Source organism: Pseudomonas sp. RIT288 (genome assembly GCF_000631985.1).
Taxonomy (GTDB): Bacteria; Pseudomonadota; Gammaproteobacteria; order Pseudomonadales; family Pseudomonadaceae; genus Aquipseudomonas.
On the sequence record NZ_JFYN01000044.1, the window covers coordinates 16,323 to 32,423 of the forward strand.

The following is a 16,101-nucleotide window of genomic DNA, read 5'->3' on the forward strand; positions in this document are numbered from 1 at the left end:
ACAGTGGAGCTAGTAGATGGCAACTATCAACCAGCTGGTACGTCAGCCGCGTAAGCGTATCGTCGAGAAATCCGACGTACCTGCGCTGCAGAACTGCCCGCAACGTCGTGGCGTGTGCACCCGTGTGTACACCACTACGCCGAAAAAACCTAACTCGGCACTGCGTAAAGTATGCCGTGTGCGTCTGACCAACGGTTTCGAGGTTTCCTCGTACATCGGCGGTGAAGGCCACAACCTGCAAGAGCACAGCGTGGTACTGATCCGCGGCGGTCGTGTAAAAGACTTGCCAGGTGTTCGTTACCACACCGTTCGCGGCTCCTTGGATACTTCCGGCGTTAAAGGTCGTAACCAGGGTCGTTCGAAGTACGGTACCAAGCGTCCGAAGTAATCGGCCGTTTTGCAGATTTTCATTTTATTGAGTCGATAAGAGTAAGGTCGGGCTTGCATCCAATGGATCTGTCCCGAACTAACCTGAAGACCGCTTGAGGGCTTATCATGCCAAGACGTCGCGTAGCAGCAAAGCGTGAGATTCTGGACGATCCGAAATACGGAAGCCAGATCCTCGCCAAATTCATGAACCACGTTATGGAAAGCGGTAAGAAAGCCGTTGCCGAACGTATCGTTTATGGTGCCCTGGAAACCGTGAAGGCTCGTAAGGCCGGCACCGATCCCCTGGAACTCTTCGAAAAAGCACTCGACGCCATCGCTCCGCTGGTCGAAGTGAAGTCGCGCCGCGTTGGTGGTGCTACTTACCAGGTTCCGGTCGAGGTTCGTCCTTCCCGCCGTAACGCTCTGGCAATGCGCTGGTTGGTAGACTTCGCCCGTAAGCGTGGCGAGAAGTCTATGGCTCTGCGTTTGGCTGGCGAACTGCTGGATGCTGCTGAAGGTAAAGGTGCTGCTGTTAAGAAGCGTGAAGACGTGCACCGTATGGCCGAAGCCAACAAAGCTTTCTCGCACTACCGCTTCTAATTTTAGCTTCACTAATTTTGCGAGGGCTTTATGGCTCGTACTACTCCGATTAGTCGCTACCGTAACATCGGTATCGTCGCTCACGTGGATGCTGGTAAAACCACCACCACCGAGCGCGTCCTTTTTTACACTGGCAAAAGTCACAAAATGGGCGAGGTGCATGACGGCGCCGCGACCACAGACTGGATGGTTCAGGAGCAGGAGCGTGGTATTACCATTACTTCTGCTGCCATTACCGCCTTCTGGAAAGGTTCCGAGAAGCAGTATCCTCACGAACACCGCTTCAACGTCATCGATACCCCGGGCCACGTAGACTTCACCATTGAAGTTGAGCGTTCCCTGCGCGTACTCGACGGCGCTGTCGTTGTATTCTGCGGTACTTCGGGTGTTGAGCCACAGTCGGAAACCGTATGGCGTCAAGCCAACAAATACGGCGTTCCACGTCTTGTTTACGTAAACAAGATGGACCGTGCTGGTGCCAACTTCCTGCGCGTGATCGGTCAGATCAAGCAGCGTCTGGGTCACACTCCGGTGCCGATTCAGTTGGCTATCGGTTCGGAAGACAACTTCCAGGGCCAGATCGACCTGATCAACATGCAGGCTGTTTACTGGAACGACTCTGACAAGGGTATGGTTCCTGTTCGCAAGGAAATCCCTGCGGACATGCTCGAGCTGGCTACTGAGTGGCGCAGCAACATGGTTGAGGCTGCGGCCGAAGCCAGTGAAGAGCTGATGAACAAGTACCTGGAAGGCGAAGAGCTGTCGATCGAAGAGATCAAGGCCGCTCTGCGTCAGCGTACTATCGCTGGCGAAATCGTTCTGGCTGTGTGCGGTTCGTCGTTCAAGAACAAGGGTGTTCCCCTGGTTCTCGACGCCGTTATCGACTTCCTGCCTGCTCCAACCGACATTCCAGCTATCAAGGGCTCGAACCCTGATAACGAGGAAGAGGAAATGGAGCGTCACGCAAGTGACGACGAGCCGTTCGCGGCACTGGCGTTCAAAATCGCTACCGACCCATTCGTGGGTACCTTGACCTTCGTCCGCGTTTACTCGGGCGTGTTGAACTCCGGCGACGGCGTGATCAACTCGGTTAAAGGCAAGAAAGAGCGCGTGGGTCGTATGGTGCAAATGCACGCAAACGCCCGTGAAGAGATCAAGGAAGTACGCGCTGGCGACATCGCGGCCCTGATCGGCATGAAGGATGTCACCACTGGTGAAACCCTCTGCAACGCTGACAAGCCAATCATCCTGGTTCGCATGGACTTCCCGGAGCCGGTTATTTCGGTTGCCGTAGAGCCTAAGACCAAGGATGACCAGGAAAAAATGGGTATCGCACTGGGCAAGTTGGCTCAGGAAGACCCGTCTTTCCGCGTTAAAACTGATGAAGAGACTGGTCAGACGATCATCTCCGGCATGGGCGAGTTGCACCTGGACATCCTGGTTGACCGGATGCGCCGTGAGTTCAACGTCGAAGCCAACATCGGTAAGCCTCAGGTTTCCTATCGTGAGCGCATCACGAAGAACTGCGAAATCGAAGGCAAGTTCGTTCGCCAGTCCGGCGGTCGTGGCCAGTTCGGTCACTGCTGGATCCGTTTTGCTCCTGCTGACGAAGGTCAGGAAGGTCTGCAATTTGTGAACGAAGTCGTAGGTGGTGTGGTTCCTAAGGAATACATCCCGGCTATCCAGAAGGGTATCGAAGAGCAGATGAAGAACGGCGTTGTTGCCGGCTATCCGCTGATCGGCCTGAAGGCTACCGTGTTCGATGGTTCTTACCACGACGTCGACTCCAACGAGATGGCGTTCAAGGTGGCTGCTTCCATGGCGACCAAGCAACTGGCCCAGAAGGGCGGTGGTGAGTTGCTCGAGCCGATCATGGCGGTAGAGGTTGTTACGCCTGAAGACTATATGGGTGATGTAATGGGCGACCTTAACCGTCGTCGCGGCATGATCCAGGGTATGGAAGACACAGTGTCCGGCAAGGTTATCCGTGCCGAAGTTCCACTGGGTGAAATGTTCGGTTATGCGACCGACGTTCGTTCCATGTCTCAGGGTCGCGCAAGCTACTCTATGGAATTCAAAAAATACGATACGGCTCCGTCGCACATCGTCGAGTCCGTAACCAAAAAACAAGGCTGATTCAGCCCCTTTAGGCTAGGAGTTAATTGTCGTGGCTAAAGAAAAATTTGATCGTTCCCTACCGCACGTCAACGTTGGCACCATCGGTCACGTTGACCACGGTAAAACCACTCTGACCGCTGCTCTGACTCGCGTCTGCTCCGAAGTTTTCGGTTCGGCCGTAGTTGAATTCGACAAGATCGACAGCGCTCCAGAAGAAAAAGCTCGCGGTATCACCATCAACACCGCGCACGTTGAGTACAACTCGCTGATCCGTCACTACGCTCACGTTGACTGCCCAGGTCACGCTGACTATGTGAAGAACATGATCACCGGTGCTGCTCAAATGGACGGCGCTATCCTGGTTTGCTCGGCCGCTGATGGTCCGATGCCACAAACCCGTGAGCACATCCTGCTGTCCCGTCAGGTAGGCGTTCCGTACATCGTGGTTTTCCTGAACAAGGCTGACCTGGTAGACGACGCTGAGCTGCTGGAACTGGTTGAGATGGAAGTTCGCGACCTGCTGTCCACCTACGACTTCCCGGGCGATGACACTCCAATCATCATCGGTTCGGCTCGTATGGCGCTGGAAGGCAAAGACGACAACGAGATGGGCACCACTGCCGTCAAGAAGCTGGTTGAAACTCTGGACAGCTACATCCCAGAACCAGTTCGTATGATCGACAAGCCGTTCCTGATGCCAATCGAAGACGTATTCTCGATCTCGGGTCGCGGTACTGTTGTGACTGGTCGTATCGAGCGCGGTATCGTTCGCGTTCAAGATCCGCTGGAAATCGTTGGTCTGCGTGACACTACCGTTTCCACCTGCACCGGTGTTGAAATGTTCCGCAAGCTGCTCGACGAAGGTCGTGCTGGCGAGAACTGCGGCGTTCTGCTGCGTGGTACCAAGCGTGACGACGTTGAGCGTGGTCAGGTTCTGGTTAAGCCGGGTTCGGTTAAGCCGCACACCAAGTTCACCGCAGAAGTTTACGTTCTGAGCAAGGAAGAAGGCGGTCGCCACACTCCGTTCTTCAAAGGCTACCGTCCACAGTTCTACTTCCGTACTACTGACGTGACTGGTAACTGCGAGCTGCCAGAAGGCGTTGAAATGGTAATGCCAGGTGACAACATTCAGATGACTGTTACCCTGATCAAAACCATCGCGATGGAAGACGGTCTGCGTTTCGCTATCCGTGAAGGCGGTCGTACCGTCGGCGCTGGCGTCGTAGCCAAAATCATCGAGTAATCTCTTTTATAGAGTCTGCTTGATGAATTGAAAAAGCCCCCGCTCAGCGGGGGCTTTTTTATTGGGTTGACACCTATCTGGGGCGTCTATAGAATTGCGCCTCCTTTTAACGGGCGTATTGCGCCCGGTGGGAATAGCAGCCGGAGTCTGAAATCCAATGCAAAATCAGCAAATCCGTATCAGGTTGAAGGCCTTTGACCATCGCCTGATCGACCAATCAACCCAGGAAATCGTGGAAACCGCGAAACGTACTGGTGCTCAAGTGCGTGGTCCAATTCCACTGCCTACCCGTAAAGAGCGGTTCACTGTTCTGGTTTCCCCGCACGTCAACAAAGACGCGCGTGACCAGTACGAAATCCGCACTCATAAGCGCGTTCTGGACATCGTCCAGCCAACGGATAAAACCGTTGATGCTCTTATGAAGCTTGATCTTGCGGCCGGTGTGGAAGTGCAGATCAGCCTCGGCTAAGACTCGGTCTTGGTCGTGTAACGCTCTGAAATGGGCGGCCATAGCGGGTGAAAGCCCCGTACACTCATGAGGTTTACAACATGACTATTGGTGTAGTCGGTCGTAAATGCGGTATGACCCGTATTTTCACCGAAGAAGGTGTCTCCATTCCGGTCACGGTCATTGAGATCGAGCCGAATCGCGTCACCCAGTTCAAAACTGAAGAGACCGATGGCTATCGTGCAGTGCAAGTCACTGTCGGCGAGCGTCGTGCTTCGCGTGTAACAGCAGCTCAAGCTGGCCACTTCGCTAAAGCGAACGTTGCCGCTGGTCGCACCACCATGGAATTCCGTCTTGAAGAAGGCGAGTACCAGGCTGGCGATCTGATCAACGCTGAAATCTTCGCCGCTGGTCAACTGGTTGATGTAACCGGTCAGTCCAAGGGTAAGGGCTTCCAGGGTACGATCAAGCGTTGGAATTTCCGCGGGCAAGATAACACCCACGGTAACTCCGTATCCCACCGCGTCCCAGGCTCTATCGGCCAGTGCCAGACTCCTGGTCGTGTATTCAAGGGCAAAAAAATGTCCGGTCATATGGGCGCTGAGCGCGTGACCGTGCAGTCCCTGGAAGTAGTGCGCGTGGACGCTGAACGCAATCTGTTGTTGGTCAAGGGCGCTGTTCCTGGCGCTACTGGCGGCAACCTGGTTGTACGTCCAGCAGCCAAGGCTCGCGGTTAAGGGGAAGCTGACATGCAATTAAATGTAAATGACGCTCAAGCGATCGAAGTTTCCGAACTGACATTTGGCGGCGAATTCAACGAGACGCTGGTTCACCAAGCAGTCGTGGCCTACATGGCCGGCGGCCGTCAAGGTAGCAAGCAGCAGAAGACCCGTTCCGACGTTCGTGGTGGCGGCAAGCGCCCATGGCGTCAGAAAGGTACTGGCCGTGCTCGTGCCGGTACTATCCGTAGCCCAATCTGGCGTGGCGGCGGTACCACTTTCGCGGCTCGTCCACAGGATCACTCCCAGAAGCTGAACAAGAAGATGTATCGCGCAGCAATGCGTTCCATCCTTGCTGAGCTGGTGCGTACTGATCGTCTGGTCGTGGTTCAGGATTTCGCTGTTGAAACTCCGAAAACCAAAGATCTGCTGGGCAAGCTGAACAACATGAGCCTGACCGATGTTCTCATCGTGTCGGATGCTGTTGATCAGAACCTGTACCTGGCTGCTCGTAACCTGCCACACGTAGATGTACGTGACGTGCAAGGTTCCGATCCAGTTAGTCTGATCGCATACGACAAGGTGTTGATCACCGTGTCGGCCGTGAAGAAATTCGAGGAGCTGCTGGGATGAACCAGGAACGCGTATTTAAAGTTCTGCTTGGCCCGCACGTTTCCGAGAAGGCTACGGTTCTGGCAGACAAGAAAGGCCAGTTCGTTTTCAAGGTTGCTACTGATGCAACCAAGCTGGAAATCAAGAAGGCCGTCGAAAGCCTGTTCAGCGTGAAAGTAGAGCGCGTCACTACCCTGAACGTTCTGGGTAAGAGCAAGCGCACTGCTCGCGGTCTGGGCAAGCGTAATGACTGGAAGAAGGCAGTTATCTCCCTTCAGCCAGGCCAAGATCTCGATTTCAGCAGCAGTGCTGAGTAAGGAAGGGGTGCATCATGGCAATCGTTAAATGCAAACCGACTTCCCCTGGCCGCCGTTTTGTGGTCAAGGTGGTCAACCAGGAGCTGCATAAAGGCGCTCCTCACGCACCGCTGCTCGAGAAAAAATCGAAGACTGGTGGTCGTAACAACAATGGCCGTATTACCACTCGTCACATCGGTGGTGGTCATAAGCAGCATTACCGTATGGTCGATTTCCGTCGCAACGACAAAGATGGCATCGTCGCCACTGTCGAGCGTATCGAATACGATCCAAACCGTACTGCTCACATCGCACTGCTCTGCTACGCAGACGGCGAGCGTCGCTACATCATCGCCCCTAAAGGCGTGAGTGCTGGCGACCAGCTGATCGCAGGTGCTCTGGCTCCAATCAAGCCAGGCAACGCTCTGCAACTGCGCAACATTCCAGTCGGTTCTACCGTACACGGCATCGAACTGAAGCCAGGTAAAGGCGCGCAGATCGCTCGTTCCGCTGGTGCTTCGGCTCAGCTGATCGCTCGTGAAGGCGTGTACGTTACCCTGCGTCTGCGTTCCGGTGAAATGCGTAAAGTCCTGGCTGAATGCCGTGCGACCCTGGGCGAAGTCTCGAACTCCGAGCACAGCCTGCGTTCGCTGGGTAAAGCTGGTGCCAAACGCTGGCGTGGCGTTCGCCCAACCGTTCGTGGTGTTGCCATGAACCCGGTTGACCACCCACATGGTGGTGGTGAAGGTCGTACCTCTGGTGGTCGTCATCCGGTATCGCCATGGGGCTTCCCGACTAAGGGCGCGAAGACTCGTGGTAATAAGCGTACCGACAAAATGATCGTCCGTCGTCGCAAGTAAATAGAGGGATACGACAGTGCCACGTTCTCTGAAAAAAGGTCCTTTTATTGATCTTCACCTACTGAAGAAGATCGAAGTGGCGGCGGAAAAGAACGATCGCAAACCAATTAAGACTTGGTCGCGTCGTTCGATGATCCTGCCACAAATGGTCGGTCTGACCATCGCAGTACACAACGGCCGTCAGCACGTCCCAGTTCTCGTGAACGAAGACATGGTTGGCCATAAACTGGGCGAGTTCGCCGGTACCCGCACTTATCGTGGGCACGTGGCAGACAAGAAAGCCAAGCGTTAAGGGGTAAGGAAATGGAAGTAGCCGCTAAGTTGTCGGGCGCTCGAATCTCCGCCCAGAAAGCCCGCTTGGTCGCCGACCAGATCCGCGGGAAGAAGGTGGGCGAAGCGCTCAACCTGTTGGCTTTCAGCAGTAAGAAAGCCGCCGAGATCATGAAGAAAGTGCTGGAGTCGGCCGTAGCCAACGCCGAGCATAACGAAGGCGCAGACGTTGATGACCTGAAGGTCAGCACTGTTTTCGTCAACGAAGGGCGTTCGCTGAAGCGCATCATGCCACGTGCCAAAGGCCGTGCTGATCGCATCGTCAAGCGGTCTTGCCATATCACTGTCAAGGTTGCTGACAAGTAACGGAGTCGAAGAGATGGGTCAGAAAGTACATCCCATTGGCATTCGCCTGGGAATCGTCAAGGAGCACACCTCCGTCTGGTACGCAGACGGTCGGACTTATGCGGACTACTTGTTCGCAGATCTGAAAGTGCGTGAGTATCTCCAAGACAAACTAAAAAGCGCGTCCGTAAGCCGTATCGATATCCATCGTCCGGCCCAAACTGCACGCATCACCATCCACACCGCTCGTCCAGGTATCGTTATCGGGAAGAAAGGTGAAGATGTTGAGAAACTGCGTCAGGACCTGACCAAGCAAATGGGTGTGCCTGTGCACATCAATATCGAAGAGATCCGCAAGCCGGAGCTCGACGGTATGCTGGTTGCGCAGAGCGTAGCTCAGCAGCTGGAGCGTCGTGTAATGTTCCGTCGCGCTATGAAGCGCGCAGTACAGAACGCCATGCGCATTGGTGCCAAAGGCATCAAAATCCAAGTGAGCGGTCGTCTCGGCGGTGCTGAAATCGCACGTACTGAATGGTATCGCGAAGGTCGTGTGCCACTGCACACCCTGCGTGCCGACATCGACTATGCCAACTACGAAGCTCACACCACCTACGGTGTGATCGGTGTAAAGGTTTGGATCTTCAAAGGCGAAGTAATTGGTGGTCGCCAAGAAGAGCTGAAGCCACAAGCACCAGCGCCTCGTAAAAAAGCTGCTAAGTAAGGGGTACGCCAAATGTTGCAACCAAAGCGTACGAAGTTCCGCAAGCAGATGACCGGCCACAACCGTGGTCTGGCACTGCGCGGTAGCAAAGTCAGCTTCGGCGAGTTCGCGCTGAAGTCTGTTGCTCGTGGTCGTCTCACCGCTCGTCAGATCGAGTCAGCGCGTCGTGCTCTGACCCGTCACGTAAAACGTGGTGGCAAGATCTGGATCCGTGTATTCCCGGACAAGCCGATCTCCAAAAAACCTCTCGAGGTTCGTATGGGTAAAGGTAAGGGTAACGTGGAGTACTGGGTTGCCCAGATTCAGCCAGGCAAAGTCCTGTATGAAATCGAGGGTGTTTCTGAAGAGCTGGCGCGTGAGGCTTTCGCCCTGGCTGCTGCAAAGCTGCCGCTCGCCACCTCCTTTGTTAAACGGACGGTGATGTGATGAAAGCGAATGAACTTCGTGAAAAATCCGCACAGCAGCTGAACGAGCAACTGCTCGGCTTGCTGCGCGACCAGTTCAATCTGCGTATGCAGAAAGCAACTGGCCAGTTGGGGCAGTCTCATCTGCTCTCGCAAGTTAAGCGTGACATCGCTCGCGTGAAGACTGTGCTCAACCAGCAGGCAGGTAAGTGATCATGGCTGAAGCCGAAAAAACTGTCCGTACGCTGACTGGCCGTGTTGTCAGCGACAAGATGGACAAAACCATCACCGTTCTGATCGAGCGTCGCGTTAAGCACCCGATCTACGGTAAATACGTTAAGCGTTCGACTAAGCTGCACGCGCACGACGAAACCAATCAGTGCCACATCGGCGACAAAGTCACTATTCGTGAAACTCGTCCGATGGCCAAGACCAAGTCTTGGGCGCTGGTTGATGTTCTCGAACGCGCTGTGGAAGTCTAAGGGCTAGGGGTCGGAGAAATTATATGATTCAGACTCAATCCATGCTCGATGTGGCCGATAACAGCGGCGCTCGCCGCGTTATGTGCATCAAGGTGCTGGGTGGCTCCCATCGTCGTTACGCTGGTATCGGTGACATCATCAAAGTTACCGTGAAGGAAGCAATTCCTCGCGGTAAGGTGAAAAAAGGCCAAGTGATGACTGCTGTTGTAGTCCGCACTCGTCACGGCGTACGTCGTGCTGATGGCTCCATTATCCGCTTTGATGGCAACGCTGCTGTTCTTCTGAACAACAAGCAAGAGCCGATCGGCACCCGTATCTTTGGGCCAGTGACCCGTGAACTTCGTACTGAGAAGTTCATGAAGATCGTCTCGCTCGCCCCAGAAGTGCTGTAAGGAGATCCGACATGCAAAAGATTCGTCGTGACGACGAGATCATCGTGATCGCCGGCAAAGACAAAGGTAAGCGCGGTAAGGTGCTGAAGGTTCTTGCTGACAACCGTCTGGTTGTTGGTGGTCTGAACCTGGTCAAGCGTCATACCAAGCCTAACCCGATGTCGGGCGTACAGGGCGGTATCGTCGAGAAAGAAGCGCCACTGCACGCTTCCAACGTCGCCATCTTCAACGGCGAAACCAACAAGGCTGACCGCGTTGGTTTCAAAGTAGAAGACGGTAAGAAAATTCGTGTCTTCAAGTCGACCCAAAAAGCGGTTGATGCTTGAACACTGCTAGGTAGAAGACCATGGCACGACTAAAAGAGATTTACCGGAAGGAAATCGCTCCGAAACTTAAGGAAGAACTTAAGCTTTCGAACGTGATGGAAGTTCCGCGCGTTACCAAAATCACCCTGAACATGGGTCTGGGCGAAGCGATCGGCGACAAAAAAGTCATCGAGCACGCTGTTGCTGACCTGGAAAAGATCACCGGCCAAAAAGTCGTTGTGACCTACGCTCGTAAATCCATCGCTGGCTTTAAAGTCCGTGAAGGATGGCCGATCGGCGTCAAAGTGACTCTGCGCCGTGAGCGTATGTACGAGTTCCTGGATCGTCTGCTGTCGATCTCCCTGCCTCGGGTTCGCGACTTCCGCGGCCTGAATGCCAAGTCCTTCGATGGTCGTGGTAACTACAGCATGGGCGTGAAAGAGCAGATCATTTTCCCGGAAATCGACTACGACAAGATCGATGCTCTCCGCGGTCTGGACATTACCCTGACCACCACTGCCAAGAACGATGATGAAGGCCGCGCTCTGCTGCGTGCTTTCAAATTCCCGTTCCGCAACTGATTGGAGTAGGAAAATGGCCAAGAAGAGCATGAAGAACCGTGAGCTGAAGCGTCAGCTCACTGTTGCCAAGTACGCCACCAAGCGTGCAGCGCTGAAAGCTATCATCGTTGATCTGAACGCAAGTCCAGAAGCACGTTGGGAAGCTACCGTAGCTCTGCAGAAGCAACCACGTGACGCAAGTGCTTCGCGCATGCGTAACCGTTGCCGCCTGACTGGTCGTCCGCATGGCGTTTACCGCAAGTTCGGCCTGGGCCGTAACAAACTGCGTGAAGCGGCAATGCGTGGTGACGTTCCAGGTCTGGTTAAAGCCAGCTGGTAATCGCTGTCAAAGCCTTGATGGTCGGGTTTGCAAGAACCTGACCATCGGTGGCCTTGAATCTGAATCAAGCCCCTTTTGGGGCTTGATTCATTTCTGGGGTGTGTCTAGAATGACCGGCTCGCCTGAGCCCGTGTTTTTCTGCCCGGAGTTTCTCGGCGACAAGTAGTAGCCGCAAGGCTAATTTTTCTGTATTAGGAGCGTCTAGCCCATGAGTATGCAGGACCCGTTAGCGGACATGCTAACTCGAATCCGTAATGCCCAGATGGCTGAAAAGTCTGTCGTAAGCATGCCGTCTTCCACGCTGAAGGTGGCTGTAGCAAAAGTCCTGAAGGACGAAGGTTACATCGCGGATTTTCAGATCACCACCGACGCTAAGCCGTCGTTGTCCATCTCGCTGAAATACTTCGAAGGCCGTCCGGTCATCGAGGAAGTGAAGCGCGTTAGTCGTCCAGGCCTGCGTCAGTACAAGTCCGTTGAAGATCTGCCGAAAGTTCGTGGCGGTCTTGGCGTGTCTATCGTCTCCACCAACAAAGGTGTGATGACGGATCGTGCTGCGCGCGCTGCCGGTGTCGGCGGCGAAGTTCTTTGCACTGTGTTCTAAGGGGGGATAAGCATGTCTCGCGTCGCTAAGAACCCCGTTAAGCTGCCAGCCGGTGTCGAAGTAAAATTCGCAGGCCAACAGCTTTCGGTGAAGGGTGCCAAGGGTACTCTTGAACTGAACATCCATTCGTCCGTTGAGATCGTTGAAGAAGCTGGTGAGCTGCGTTTCGCTGCTCGCAATGGCGATCAACAGACTCGCGCAATGGCCGGTACCACGCGTGCGTTGGTAAACAACATGGTCCAAGGCGTAAGCCAAGGCTTCGAGCGCAAGCTCCAGCTGGTCGGTGTTGGTTACAAGGCGCAAGCAAAAGGTCAGGTGCTGAACCTGGCTCTTGGCTTCTCGCACCCAGTGGATTACGAACTGCCGCAAGGCATCACCGCTGAGACTCCTAGCCAGACCGATATCCTGATCAAGGGCATCGATAAACAGCTGGTAGGTCAAGTGGCCGCTGAGATCCGCGACTTCCGTCCACCAGAGCCGTACAAAGGCAAAGGTGTGCGCTACGCGGACGAAGTCGTCCGTCGTAAAGAAGCCAAGAAGAAGTAGGGCATAGCAAATGACCGACAAAAAAGTTACTCGACTGCGTCGCGCTCGCAAAGCACGCCTGAAAATGCACGAACTCGAAGTCGTGCGTCTCTGCGTGTTCCGCTCGTCGCAGCACATCTACGCCCAGGTCATCTCGGCCGACGGCAACAAAGTCCTGGCAAGCGCCTCGACTTTGGATAAAGAACTGCGTGATGGCGCCACTGGCAACATCGACGCGGCCACAAAGGTTGGCCAGCTGGTCGCTACGCGTGCTAAGGCCGCTGGCGTCTCGCAAGTGGCTTTCGACCGCTCTGGCTTCAAGTACCATGGCCGCGTTAAAGCGCTGGCTGATGCTGCTCGTGAAGCTGGGCTGGAGTTCTAAGTTATGTCAAATAACGACCAAAAGCGCGACGAAGGCTACATCGAGAAGCTGGTTCAAGTTAACCGCGTAGCCAAAACCGTTAAAGGCGGCCGTATCTTCACTTTCACCGCGTTGACCGTGGTTGGTGATGGTAAAGGGCGTGTTGGCTTCGGCCGTGGCAAGTCGCGTGAAGTGCCTGCTGCGATCCAGAAGGCAATGGAAGCTGCTCGCCGCAACATGATTCAAGTTGACCTGAACGGCACCACTCTGCAGTACGCAATGAAGTCCGCTCACGGCGCTTCGAAGGTGTACATGCAGCCTGCTTCTGAAGGTACCGGTATCATCGCTGGCGGCGCTATGCGTGCTGTCCTCGAAGTTGCTGGCGTTCAGAACGTTCTGGCCAAGTGCTACGGCTCGACTAACCCGGTAAACGTGGTTCACGCCACCTTCAAGGGTCTGAAAGCCATGCAATCTCCTGAGTCCATCGCTGCCAAGCGTGGCCTGACTGTCAAGGAGATCTTCTGATCATGGCTACCGTTAAAGTTACGCTGATCAAAAGCATGACCGGCCGCATCCCTAACCACAAACTGTGCGTTAAGGGTCTGGGTCTGCGTCGCATCGGTCACACTGTAGAAGTCCAGGATACTCCCGAGAATCGCGGGATGATCAACAAGGCTTACTACATGCTGCGTGTCGAGGGTTAATCGATGAAACTCAATGATCTGAGTCCAGCGCCGGGTTCCCGTCGCGAAAAGCATCGTCCGGGCCGTGGTATCGGTAGCGGTTTGGGTAAGACTGGTGGCCGTGGCCACAAAGGTCAAACCTCCCGCTCCGGTGGCACCATTGCTCCAGGCTTTGAAGGCGGTCAACAGCCGCTGCATCGTCGCCTGCCGAAGTTCGGTTTCGTTTCCCTGAAAGCCATGGACCGCGCAGAAGTGCGTCTGTCCGAGCTGGCTAAAGTGGAAGGCGACATCGTCACCGTGCAGTCCCTGAAAGATGCCAACGTGATCAACGTCAACGTACAGCGTGTGAAAATCATGCTGTCCGGTGAAGTGACTCGCGCTGTCACTATCGGCAAGGGAATCGGCGCCACCAAAGGTGCGCGTGCGGCTATCGAAGCAGCTGGCGGCAAGTTCGAGGAATAAATGGCTAAGCAAGGTGCTCTCTCTGCGCTCGGCAAAGGCGGTATGTCTGAACTCTGGGCTCGTCTGCGTTTTCTGTTCCTGGCGATTATCGTCTACCGAATAGGCGCACACATCCCGGTTCCAGGTATCAACCCGGACCGACTCGCAGACCTGTTTCGACAGAATGAGGGGACCATTCTTAGCTTGTTCAACATGTTCTCCGGCGGCGCGCTGGAACGGATGAGCATCTTTGCACTGGGGATCATGCCGTACATTTCGGCATCGATCATCATGCAACTGATGACCGCCGTCAGCCCGCAGCTGGAGCAGTTGAAGAAGGAAGGTGAAGCTGGCCGTCGCAAGATCAGCCAGTACACCCGCTACGGCACCGTCGTCCTTGCTCTCGTTCAGGCTATTGGCATGTCCATTGGTCTGGCAGGGCAGGGCGTTGCGTTCACTGGTGACTTTGGCTTCCATTTCGTCGCGGTATCCACTTTTGTGGCTGGTGCGATGTTCATGATGTGGCTGGGTGAGCAGATTACTGAGCGTGGTGTAGGCAACGGTATCTCGATGTTGATTTTTTCGGGTATCGTCGCCGGTCTTCCGAGAGCAATCGGGCAGTCTTTCGAGTCTGCACGTCAGGGTGATATCAATATCTTCGCCCTGGTTGCCATCGGTTTGCTGGCAGTAGCGATTATCGGTTTCGTGGTGTTTATTGAGCGTGGCCAGCGTCGTATCGCTGTTCACTACGCCAAGCGTCAGCAGGGCCGTAAGGTTTTCGCTGCGCAGACAAGCCACTTGCCGCTGAAGGTGAACATGGCCGGTGTTATTCCGGCTATTTTCGCGAGCAGCATTTTGCTGTTCCCGGCTTCGTTGGGTGCCTGGTTTGGTCAGTCTGAAGGTTTGGGCTGGTTGCAGGACATCTCGCAGTCGATCGCTCCTGGTCAGCCGTTGAATATTCTGCTGTTTAGTGCAGGGATTATTTTCTTCTGCTTCTTCTATACGGCGTTGATGTTCAATCCGAAAGACGTAGCGGAAAACCTGAAGAAGTCCGGTGCCTTTATTCCGGGTATCCGTCCAGGTGAGCAGTCTGCGCGCTATATTGATGGCGTTTTGACTCGCTTGACCATGTTCGGTGCTCTTTACATGACGGCCGTGTGCCTGTTGCCCCAGTTCCTGGTGGTTGCAGCAAACGTTCCGTTCTACCTTGGCGGGACCTCGTTGCTGATCGTGGTCGTGGTTGTGATGGACTTCATGTCCCAAGTACAATCGCACCTCGTTTCGCACCAGTACGAATCCCTGATGAAGAAAGCCAACCTGAAGGGTTACGGCAGCGGCATGTTGCGCTGAGTACCCATAAGGTTCGAGGAGTTGGTGATGAAAGTTCGTGCATCGGTGAAAAAGCTGTGCCGTAACTGCAAGATTATTCGCCGCGAAGGTGTTGTTCGAGTAATTTGCAGCGCGGAACCGCGTCACAAACAGCGCCAAGGCTGAGTGTGATTGTGCTTCAAGCCCGGCAGCTAGTGCGCTGCCGGGTTGATTATTTGTTATTACAGCGATATTATCTCGCGCCCTATTTCTTGGCTTCCGGGGCGTAGGTAGCTGTCAATTGGAGTCCCACTGAATGGCCCGTATTGCAGGCGTTAACATTCCAGATAACAAGCATACTGTTATCTCGCTGACCTACATCTATGGTGTCGGTCGCACTACTGCGCAGAAAATCTGTGCAGACACTGGGGTAAACCCAGCAGCAAAGATCAAAGATCTGAGCGACGAGCAAATTGAACAGCTGCGTGGCGAAGTGGCGAAGTTCACCACTGAAGGTGACCTGCGTCGCGAAATCAACATGAAAATCAAGCGCTTGATGGACCTCGGTTGCTATCGCGGTCTGCGTCATCGTCGCGGTCTTCCAGTACGCGGTCAGCGTACCAAGACCAACGCGCGTACCCGTAAAGGTCCGCGTAAGCCGATCCGCAAGTAATCGCCCCAGCGAATCGACAGGAATTTAATCATGGCAAAACCTGCTGCTCGTCCTCGTAAAAAAGTTAAAAAGACAGTGGTTGATGGCATCGCCCACATCCATGCTTCTTTTAACAACACCATCGTGACCATTACCGACCGTCAAGGTAACGCTCTTTCCTGGGCTACCTCCGGTGGTTCGGGTTTCCGCGGTTCCCGCAAGTCCACCCCGTTCGCTGCTCAAGTAGCTGCTGAGCGTGCTGGTCAAGCTGCGCTGGAATACGGCCTGAAAAACCTCGACGTTAACGTCAAGGGTCCAGGTCCAGGTCGTGAATCCGCAGTCCGCGCTTTGAACGGCTGTGGCTACAAGATCGCCAGCATCACCGACGTGACGCCAATCCCGCACAACGGGTGCCGTCCGCCGAAGAAGCGCCGCGTGTAATCCAG

The 16,101-nt window shown here is 54.6% G+C and carries 29 protein-coding genes; all 29 read left to right on the forward strand.

Annotated features, from left to right (window positions below; translation table 11 throughout):
* The first annotated feature begins 16 nt into the window (after positions 1 to 16).
* The 29 genes from rpsL (at position 17) to rpsK (ending at position 16,096) form a co-directional block, all read left to right on the forward strand.
* Positions 17 to 388 (forward strand): 30S ribosomal protein S12, encoded by a 372-nt coding sequence (rpsL, locus tag BW33_RS26770; protein WP_003186084.1) that lies wholly within the window; start codon positions 17 to 19, stop codon positions 386 to 388.
* 107 nt (positions 389 to 495) lie between these two features.
* Entirely contained in the window at positions 496 to 969 is a 474-nt protein-coding gene (rpsG, locus tag BW33_RS26775) for a 30S ribosomal protein S7 (protein WP_003228745.1), read from the forward strand.
* A gap of 30 nt (positions 970 to 999) precedes the next feature.
* Positions 1,000 to 3,105: an elongation factor G gene (gene fusA / locus BW33_RS26780; RefSeq protein WP_007962223.1), complete on the forward strand. Its 2,106-nt coding sequence runs from the start codon at positions 1,000 to 1,002 to the stop codon at positions 3,103 to 3,105.
* A gap of 31 nt (positions 3,106 to 3,136) precedes the next feature.
* Positions 3,137 to 4,330, forward strand: a complete 1,194-nt coding sequence (tuf, locus tag BW33_RS26785; protein ID WP_038362141.1) for an elongation factor Tu — start codon at positions 3,137 to 3,139, stop codon at positions 4,328 to 4,330.
* A gap of 157 nt (positions 4,331 to 4,487) precedes the next feature.
* Positions 4,488 to 4,799 (forward strand): 30S ribosomal protein S10, encoded by a 312-nt coding sequence (gene rpsJ, locus BW33_RS26790; protein ID WP_003186070.1) that lies wholly within the window; start codon positions 4,488 to 4,490, stop codon positions 4,797 to 4,799.
* 80 nt (positions 4,800 to 4,879) lie between these two features.
* Complete coding sequence (rplC, locus tag BW33_RS26795; protein ID WP_003228738.1) at positions 4,880 to 5,515, forward strand: 50S ribosomal protein L3; 636 nt, start codon at positions 4,880 to 4,882, stop codon at positions 5,513 to 5,515.
* A 12-nt stretch (positions 5,516 to 5,527) separates the two neighbouring features.
* Complete coding sequence (rplD, locus tag BW33_RS26800) at positions 5,528 to 6,130, forward strand: 50S ribosomal protein L4 (protein ID WP_003228735.1); 603 nt, start codon at positions 5,528 to 5,530, stop codon at positions 6,128 to 6,130.
* On the forward strand, positions 6,127 to 6,426 hold the full coding sequence (gene rplW, locus BW33_RS26805) for a 50S ribosomal protein L23 (protein WP_002555488.1): 300 nt from the start codon (positions 6,127 to 6,129) through the stop codon (positions 6,424 to 6,426). The genes rplD and rplW overlap by 4 nt, the downstream gene beginning before the upstream one ends.
* A gap of 14 nt (positions 6,427 to 6,440) precedes the next feature.
* A complete protein-coding gene (rplB, locus tag BW33_RS26810) occupies positions 6,441 to 7,265 on the forward strand; it encodes a 50S ribosomal protein L2 (RefSeq protein WP_003228734.1) in 825 nt (274 codons plus the stop codon).
* Positions 7,266 to 7,281: 16 nt separating this feature from the next.
* Complete coding sequence (gene rpsS, locus BW33_RS26815; protein ID WP_003228731.1) at positions 7,282 to 7,557, forward strand: 30S ribosomal protein S19; 276 nt, start codon at positions 7,282 to 7,284, stop codon at positions 7,555 to 7,557.
* An 11-nt stretch (positions 7,558 to 7,568) separates the two neighbouring features.
* Entirely contained in the window at positions 7,569 to 7,901 is a 333-nt protein-coding gene (gene rplV, locus BW33_RS26820; protein ID WP_003103908.1) for a 50S ribosomal protein L22, read from the forward strand.
* Positions 7,902 to 7,914: 13 nt separating this feature from the next.
* A complete protein-coding gene (gene rpsC / locus BW33_RS26825; protein ID WP_003176422.1) occupies positions 7,915 to 8,601 on the forward strand; it encodes a 30S ribosomal protein S3 in 687 nt (228 codons plus the stop codon).
* Between the two features lie 12 nt (positions 8,602 to 8,613).
* Positions 8,614 to 9,027 carry a 50S ribosomal protein L16 gene (gene rplP, locus BW33_RS26830; RefSeq protein WP_003228729.1) on the forward strand — a complete coding sequence of 138 codons (414 nt, stop codon included), beginning with the start codon at positions 8,614 to 8,616 and terminating at the stop codon, positions 9,025 to 9,027.
* Positions 9,027 to 9,218 (forward strand): 50S ribosomal protein L29, encoded by a 192-nt coding sequence (gene rpmC, locus BW33_RS26835; RefSeq protein WP_002555481.1) that lies wholly within the window; start codon positions 9,027 to 9,029, stop codon positions 9,216 to 9,218. Before rplP ends, rpmC begins: the two co-directional genes overlap by 1 nt.
* Before the next feature lie 2 nt (positions 9,219 to 9,220).
* Positions 9,221 to 9,487, forward strand: coding sequence for a 30S ribosomal protein S17 (gene rpsQ / locus BW33_RS26840; RefSeq protein WP_003194644.1), 267 nt, complete (start codon positions 9,221 to 9,223; stop codon positions 9,485 to 9,487).
* Between the two features lie 23 nt (positions 9,488 to 9,510).
* Complete coding sequence (gene rplN, locus BW33_RS26845; RefSeq protein ID WP_002555479.1) at positions 9,511 to 9,879, forward strand: 50S ribosomal protein L14; 369 nt, start codon at positions 9,511 to 9,513, stop codon at positions 9,877 to 9,879.
* Between the two features lie 11 nt (positions 9,880 to 9,890).
* A complete protein-coding gene (gene rplX / locus BW33_RS26850; RefSeq protein ID WP_003186046.1) occupies positions 9,891 to 10,205 on the forward strand; it encodes a 50S ribosomal protein L24 in 315 nt (104 codons plus the stop codon).
* A gap of 20 nt (positions 10,206 to 10,225) precedes the next feature.
* Complete coding sequence (gene rplE / locus BW33_RS26855) at positions 10,226 to 10,765, forward strand: 50S ribosomal protein L5 (RefSeq protein WP_003210069.1); 540 nt, start codon at positions 10,226 to 10,228, stop codon at positions 10,763 to 10,765.
* Between the two features lie 13 nt (positions 10,766 to 10,778).
* A complete protein-coding gene (rpsN, locus tag BW33_RS26860; protein WP_003228726.1) occupies positions 10,779 to 11,084 on the forward strand; it encodes a 30S ribosomal protein S14 in 306 nt (101 codons plus the stop codon).
* Positions 11,085 to 11,292: 208 nt separating this feature from the next.
* Positions 11,293 to 11,685, forward strand: a complete 393-nt coding sequence (gene rpsH / locus BW33_RS26865; protein ID WP_007966178.1) for a 30S ribosomal protein S8 — start codon at positions 11,293 to 11,295, stop codon at positions 11,683 to 11,685.
* 12 nt (positions 11,686 to 11,697) lie between these two features.
* Positions 11,698 to 12,231 carry a 50S ribosomal protein L6 gene (rplF, locus tag BW33_RS26870; RefSeq protein ID WP_007966176.1) on the forward strand — a complete coding sequence of 178 codons (534 nt, stop codon included), beginning with the start codon at positions 11,698 to 11,700 and terminating at the stop codon, positions 12,229 to 12,231.
* 10 nt (positions 12,232 to 12,241) lie between these two features.
* Positions 12,242 to 12,592: a 50S ribosomal protein L18 gene (gene rplR / locus BW33_RS26875; RefSeq protein ID WP_003186037.1), complete on the forward strand. Its 351-nt coding sequence runs from the start codon at positions 12,242 to 12,244 to the stop codon at positions 12,590 to 12,592.
* Between the two features lie 3 nt (positions 12,593 to 12,595).
* A complete protein-coding gene (gene rpsE / locus BW33_RS26880) occupies positions 12,596 to 13,096 on the forward strand; it encodes a 30S ribosomal protein S5 (RefSeq protein WP_003176409.1) in 501 nt (166 codons plus the stop codon).
* A 2-nt stretch (positions 13,097 to 13,098) separates the two neighbouring features.
* Entirely contained in the window at positions 13,099 to 13,275 is a 177-nt protein-coding gene (gene rpmD / locus BW33_RS26885) for a 50S ribosomal protein L30 (protein WP_003176408.1), read from the forward strand.
* Positions 13,276 to 13,278: 3 nt separating this feature from the next.
* Positions 13,279 to 13,716 (forward strand): 50S ribosomal protein L15, encoded by a 438-nt coding sequence (gene rplO, locus BW33_RS26890; RefSeq protein WP_003228720.1) that lies wholly within the window; start codon positions 13,279 to 13,281, stop codon positions 13,714 to 13,716.
* Positions 13,717 to 15,045, forward strand: a complete 1,329-nt coding sequence (gene secY, locus BW33_RS26895) for a preprotein translocase subunit SecY (protein ID WP_007966172.1) — start codon at positions 13,717 to 13,719, stop codon at positions 15,043 to 15,045. It abuts the gene before it with no gap.
* A 27-nt stretch (positions 15,046 to 15,072) separates the two neighbouring features.
* The gene (gene rpmJ / locus BW33_RS28735) at positions 15,073 to 15,189 is read left to right on the forward strand and encodes a 50S ribosomal protein L36 (protein WP_002555468.1); all 117 of its coding nucleotides are present in this window, start codon (positions 15,073 to 15,075) and stop codon (positions 15,187 to 15,189) included.
* Positions 15,190 to 15,319: 130 nt separating this feature from the next.
* Complete coding sequence (gene rpsM, locus BW33_RS26900) at positions 15,320 to 15,676, forward strand: 30S ribosomal protein S13 (RefSeq protein WP_008374135.1); 357 nt, start codon at positions 15,320 to 15,322, stop codon at positions 15,674 to 15,676.
* A 30-nt stretch (positions 15,677 to 15,706) separates the two neighbouring features.
* Positions 15,707 to 16,096, forward strand: coding sequence for a 30S ribosomal protein S11 (gene rpsK, locus BW33_RS26905; protein WP_002555466.1), 390 nt, complete (start codon positions 15,707 to 15,709; stop codon positions 16,094 to 16,096).
* The last annotated feature ends 5 nt before the right edge of the window (positions 16,097 to 16,101 follow it).

Coding starts and splice junctions, on each gene's coding strand:
- rplB (WP_003228734.1), top strand. CDS start 6,441: ATGGCAATCGTTAAATGCAAACCGACTTCCCCTGGCCGCCGTTTTGTG.
- rplF (WP_007966176.1), top strand. CDS start 11,698: ATGTCTCGCGTCGCTAAGAACCCCGTTAAGCTGCCAGCCGGTGTCGAA.
- rpmJ (WP_002555468.1), top strand. CDS start 15,073: ATGAAAGTTCGTGCATCGGTGAAAAAGCTGTGCCGTAACTGCAAGATT.
- rplO (WP_003228720.1), top strand. CDS start 13,279: ATGAAACTCAATGATCTGAGTCCAGCGCCGGGTTCCCGTCGCGAAAAG.
- rpsN (WP_003228726.1), top strand. CDS start 10,779: ATGGCCAAGAAGAGCATGAAGAACCGTGAGCTGAAGCGTCAGCTCACT.
- rpsL (WP_003186084.1), top strand. CDS start 17: ATGGCAACTATCAACCAGCTGGTACGTCAGCCGCGTAAGCGTATCGTC.
- rplV (WP_003103908.1), top strand. CDS start 7,569: ATGGAAGTAGCCGCTAAGTTGTCGGGCGCTCGAATCTCCGCCCAGAAA.
- rpmD (WP_003176408.1), top strand. CDS start 13,099: ATGGCTACCGTTAAAGTTACGCTGATCAAAAGCATGACCGGCCGCATC.
- rplN (WP_002555479.1), top strand. CDS start 9,511: ATGATTCAGACTCAATCCATGCTCGATGTGGCCGATAACAGCGGCGCT.
- rplX (WP_003186046.1), top strand. CDS start 9,891: ATGCAAAAGATTCGTCGTGACGACGAGATCATCGTGATCGCCGGCAAA.
- rplC (WP_003228738.1), top strand. CDS start 4,880: ATGACTATTGGTGTAGTCGGTCGTAAATGCGGTATGACCCGTATTTTC.
- rpsH (WP_007966178.1), top strand. CDS start 11,293: ATGAGTATGCAGGACCCGTTAGCGGACATGCTAACTCGAATCCGTAAT.
- rplE (WP_003210069.1), top strand. CDS start 10,226: ATGGCACGACTAAAAGAGATTTACCGGAAGGAAATCGCTCCGAAACTT.
- rpsG (WP_003228745.1), top strand. CDS start 496: ATGCCAAGACGTCGCGTAGCAGCAAAGCGTGAGATTCTGGACGATCCG.
- rplP (WP_003228729.1), top strand. CDS start 8,614: ATGTTGCAACCAAAGCGTACGAAGTTCCGCAAGCAGATGACCGGCCAC.
- secY (WP_007966172.1), top strand. CDS start 13,717: ATGGCTAAGCAAGGTGCTCTCTCTGCGCTCGGCAAAGGCGGTATGTCT.
- rpsJ (WP_003186070.1), top strand. CDS start 4,488: ATGCAAAATCAGCAAATCCGTATCAGGTTGAAGGCCTTTGACCATCGC.
- rplR (WP_003186037.1), top strand. CDS start 12,242: ATGACCGACAAAAAAGTTACTCGACTGCGTCGCGCTCGCAAAGCACGC.
- rplW (WP_002555488.1), top strand. CDS start 6,127: ATGAACCAGGAACGCGTATTTAAAGTTCTGCTTGGCCCGCACGTTTCC.
- rpsE (WP_003176409.1), top strand. CDS start 12,596: ATGTCAAATAACGACCAAAAGCGCGACGAAGGCTACATCGAGAAGCTG.
- rpsM (WP_008374135.1), top strand. CDS start 15,320: ATGGCCCGTATTGCAGGCGTTAACATTCCAGATAACAAGCATACTGTT.
- rpmC (WP_002555481.1), top strand. CDS start 9,027: ATGAAAGCGAATGAACTTCGTGAAAAATCCGCACAGCAGCTGAACGAG.
- fusA (WP_007962223.1), top strand. CDS start 1,000: ATGGCTCGTACTACTCCGATTAGTCGCTACCGTAACATCGGTATCGTC.
- rplD (WP_003228735.1), top strand. CDS start 5,528: ATGCAATTAAATGTAAATGACGCTCAAGCGATCGAAGTTTCCGAACTG.
- rpsQ (WP_003194644.1), top strand. CDS start 9,221: ATGGCTGAAGCCGAAAAAACTGTCCGTACGCTGACTGGCCGTGTTGTC.
- rpsK (WP_002555466.1), top strand. CDS start 15,707: ATGGCAAAACCTGCTGCTCGTCCTCGTAAAAAAGTTAAAAAGACAGTG.
- rpsC (WP_003176422.1), top strand. CDS start 7,915: ATGGGTCAGAAAGTACATCCCATTGGCATTCGCCTGGGAATCGTCAAG.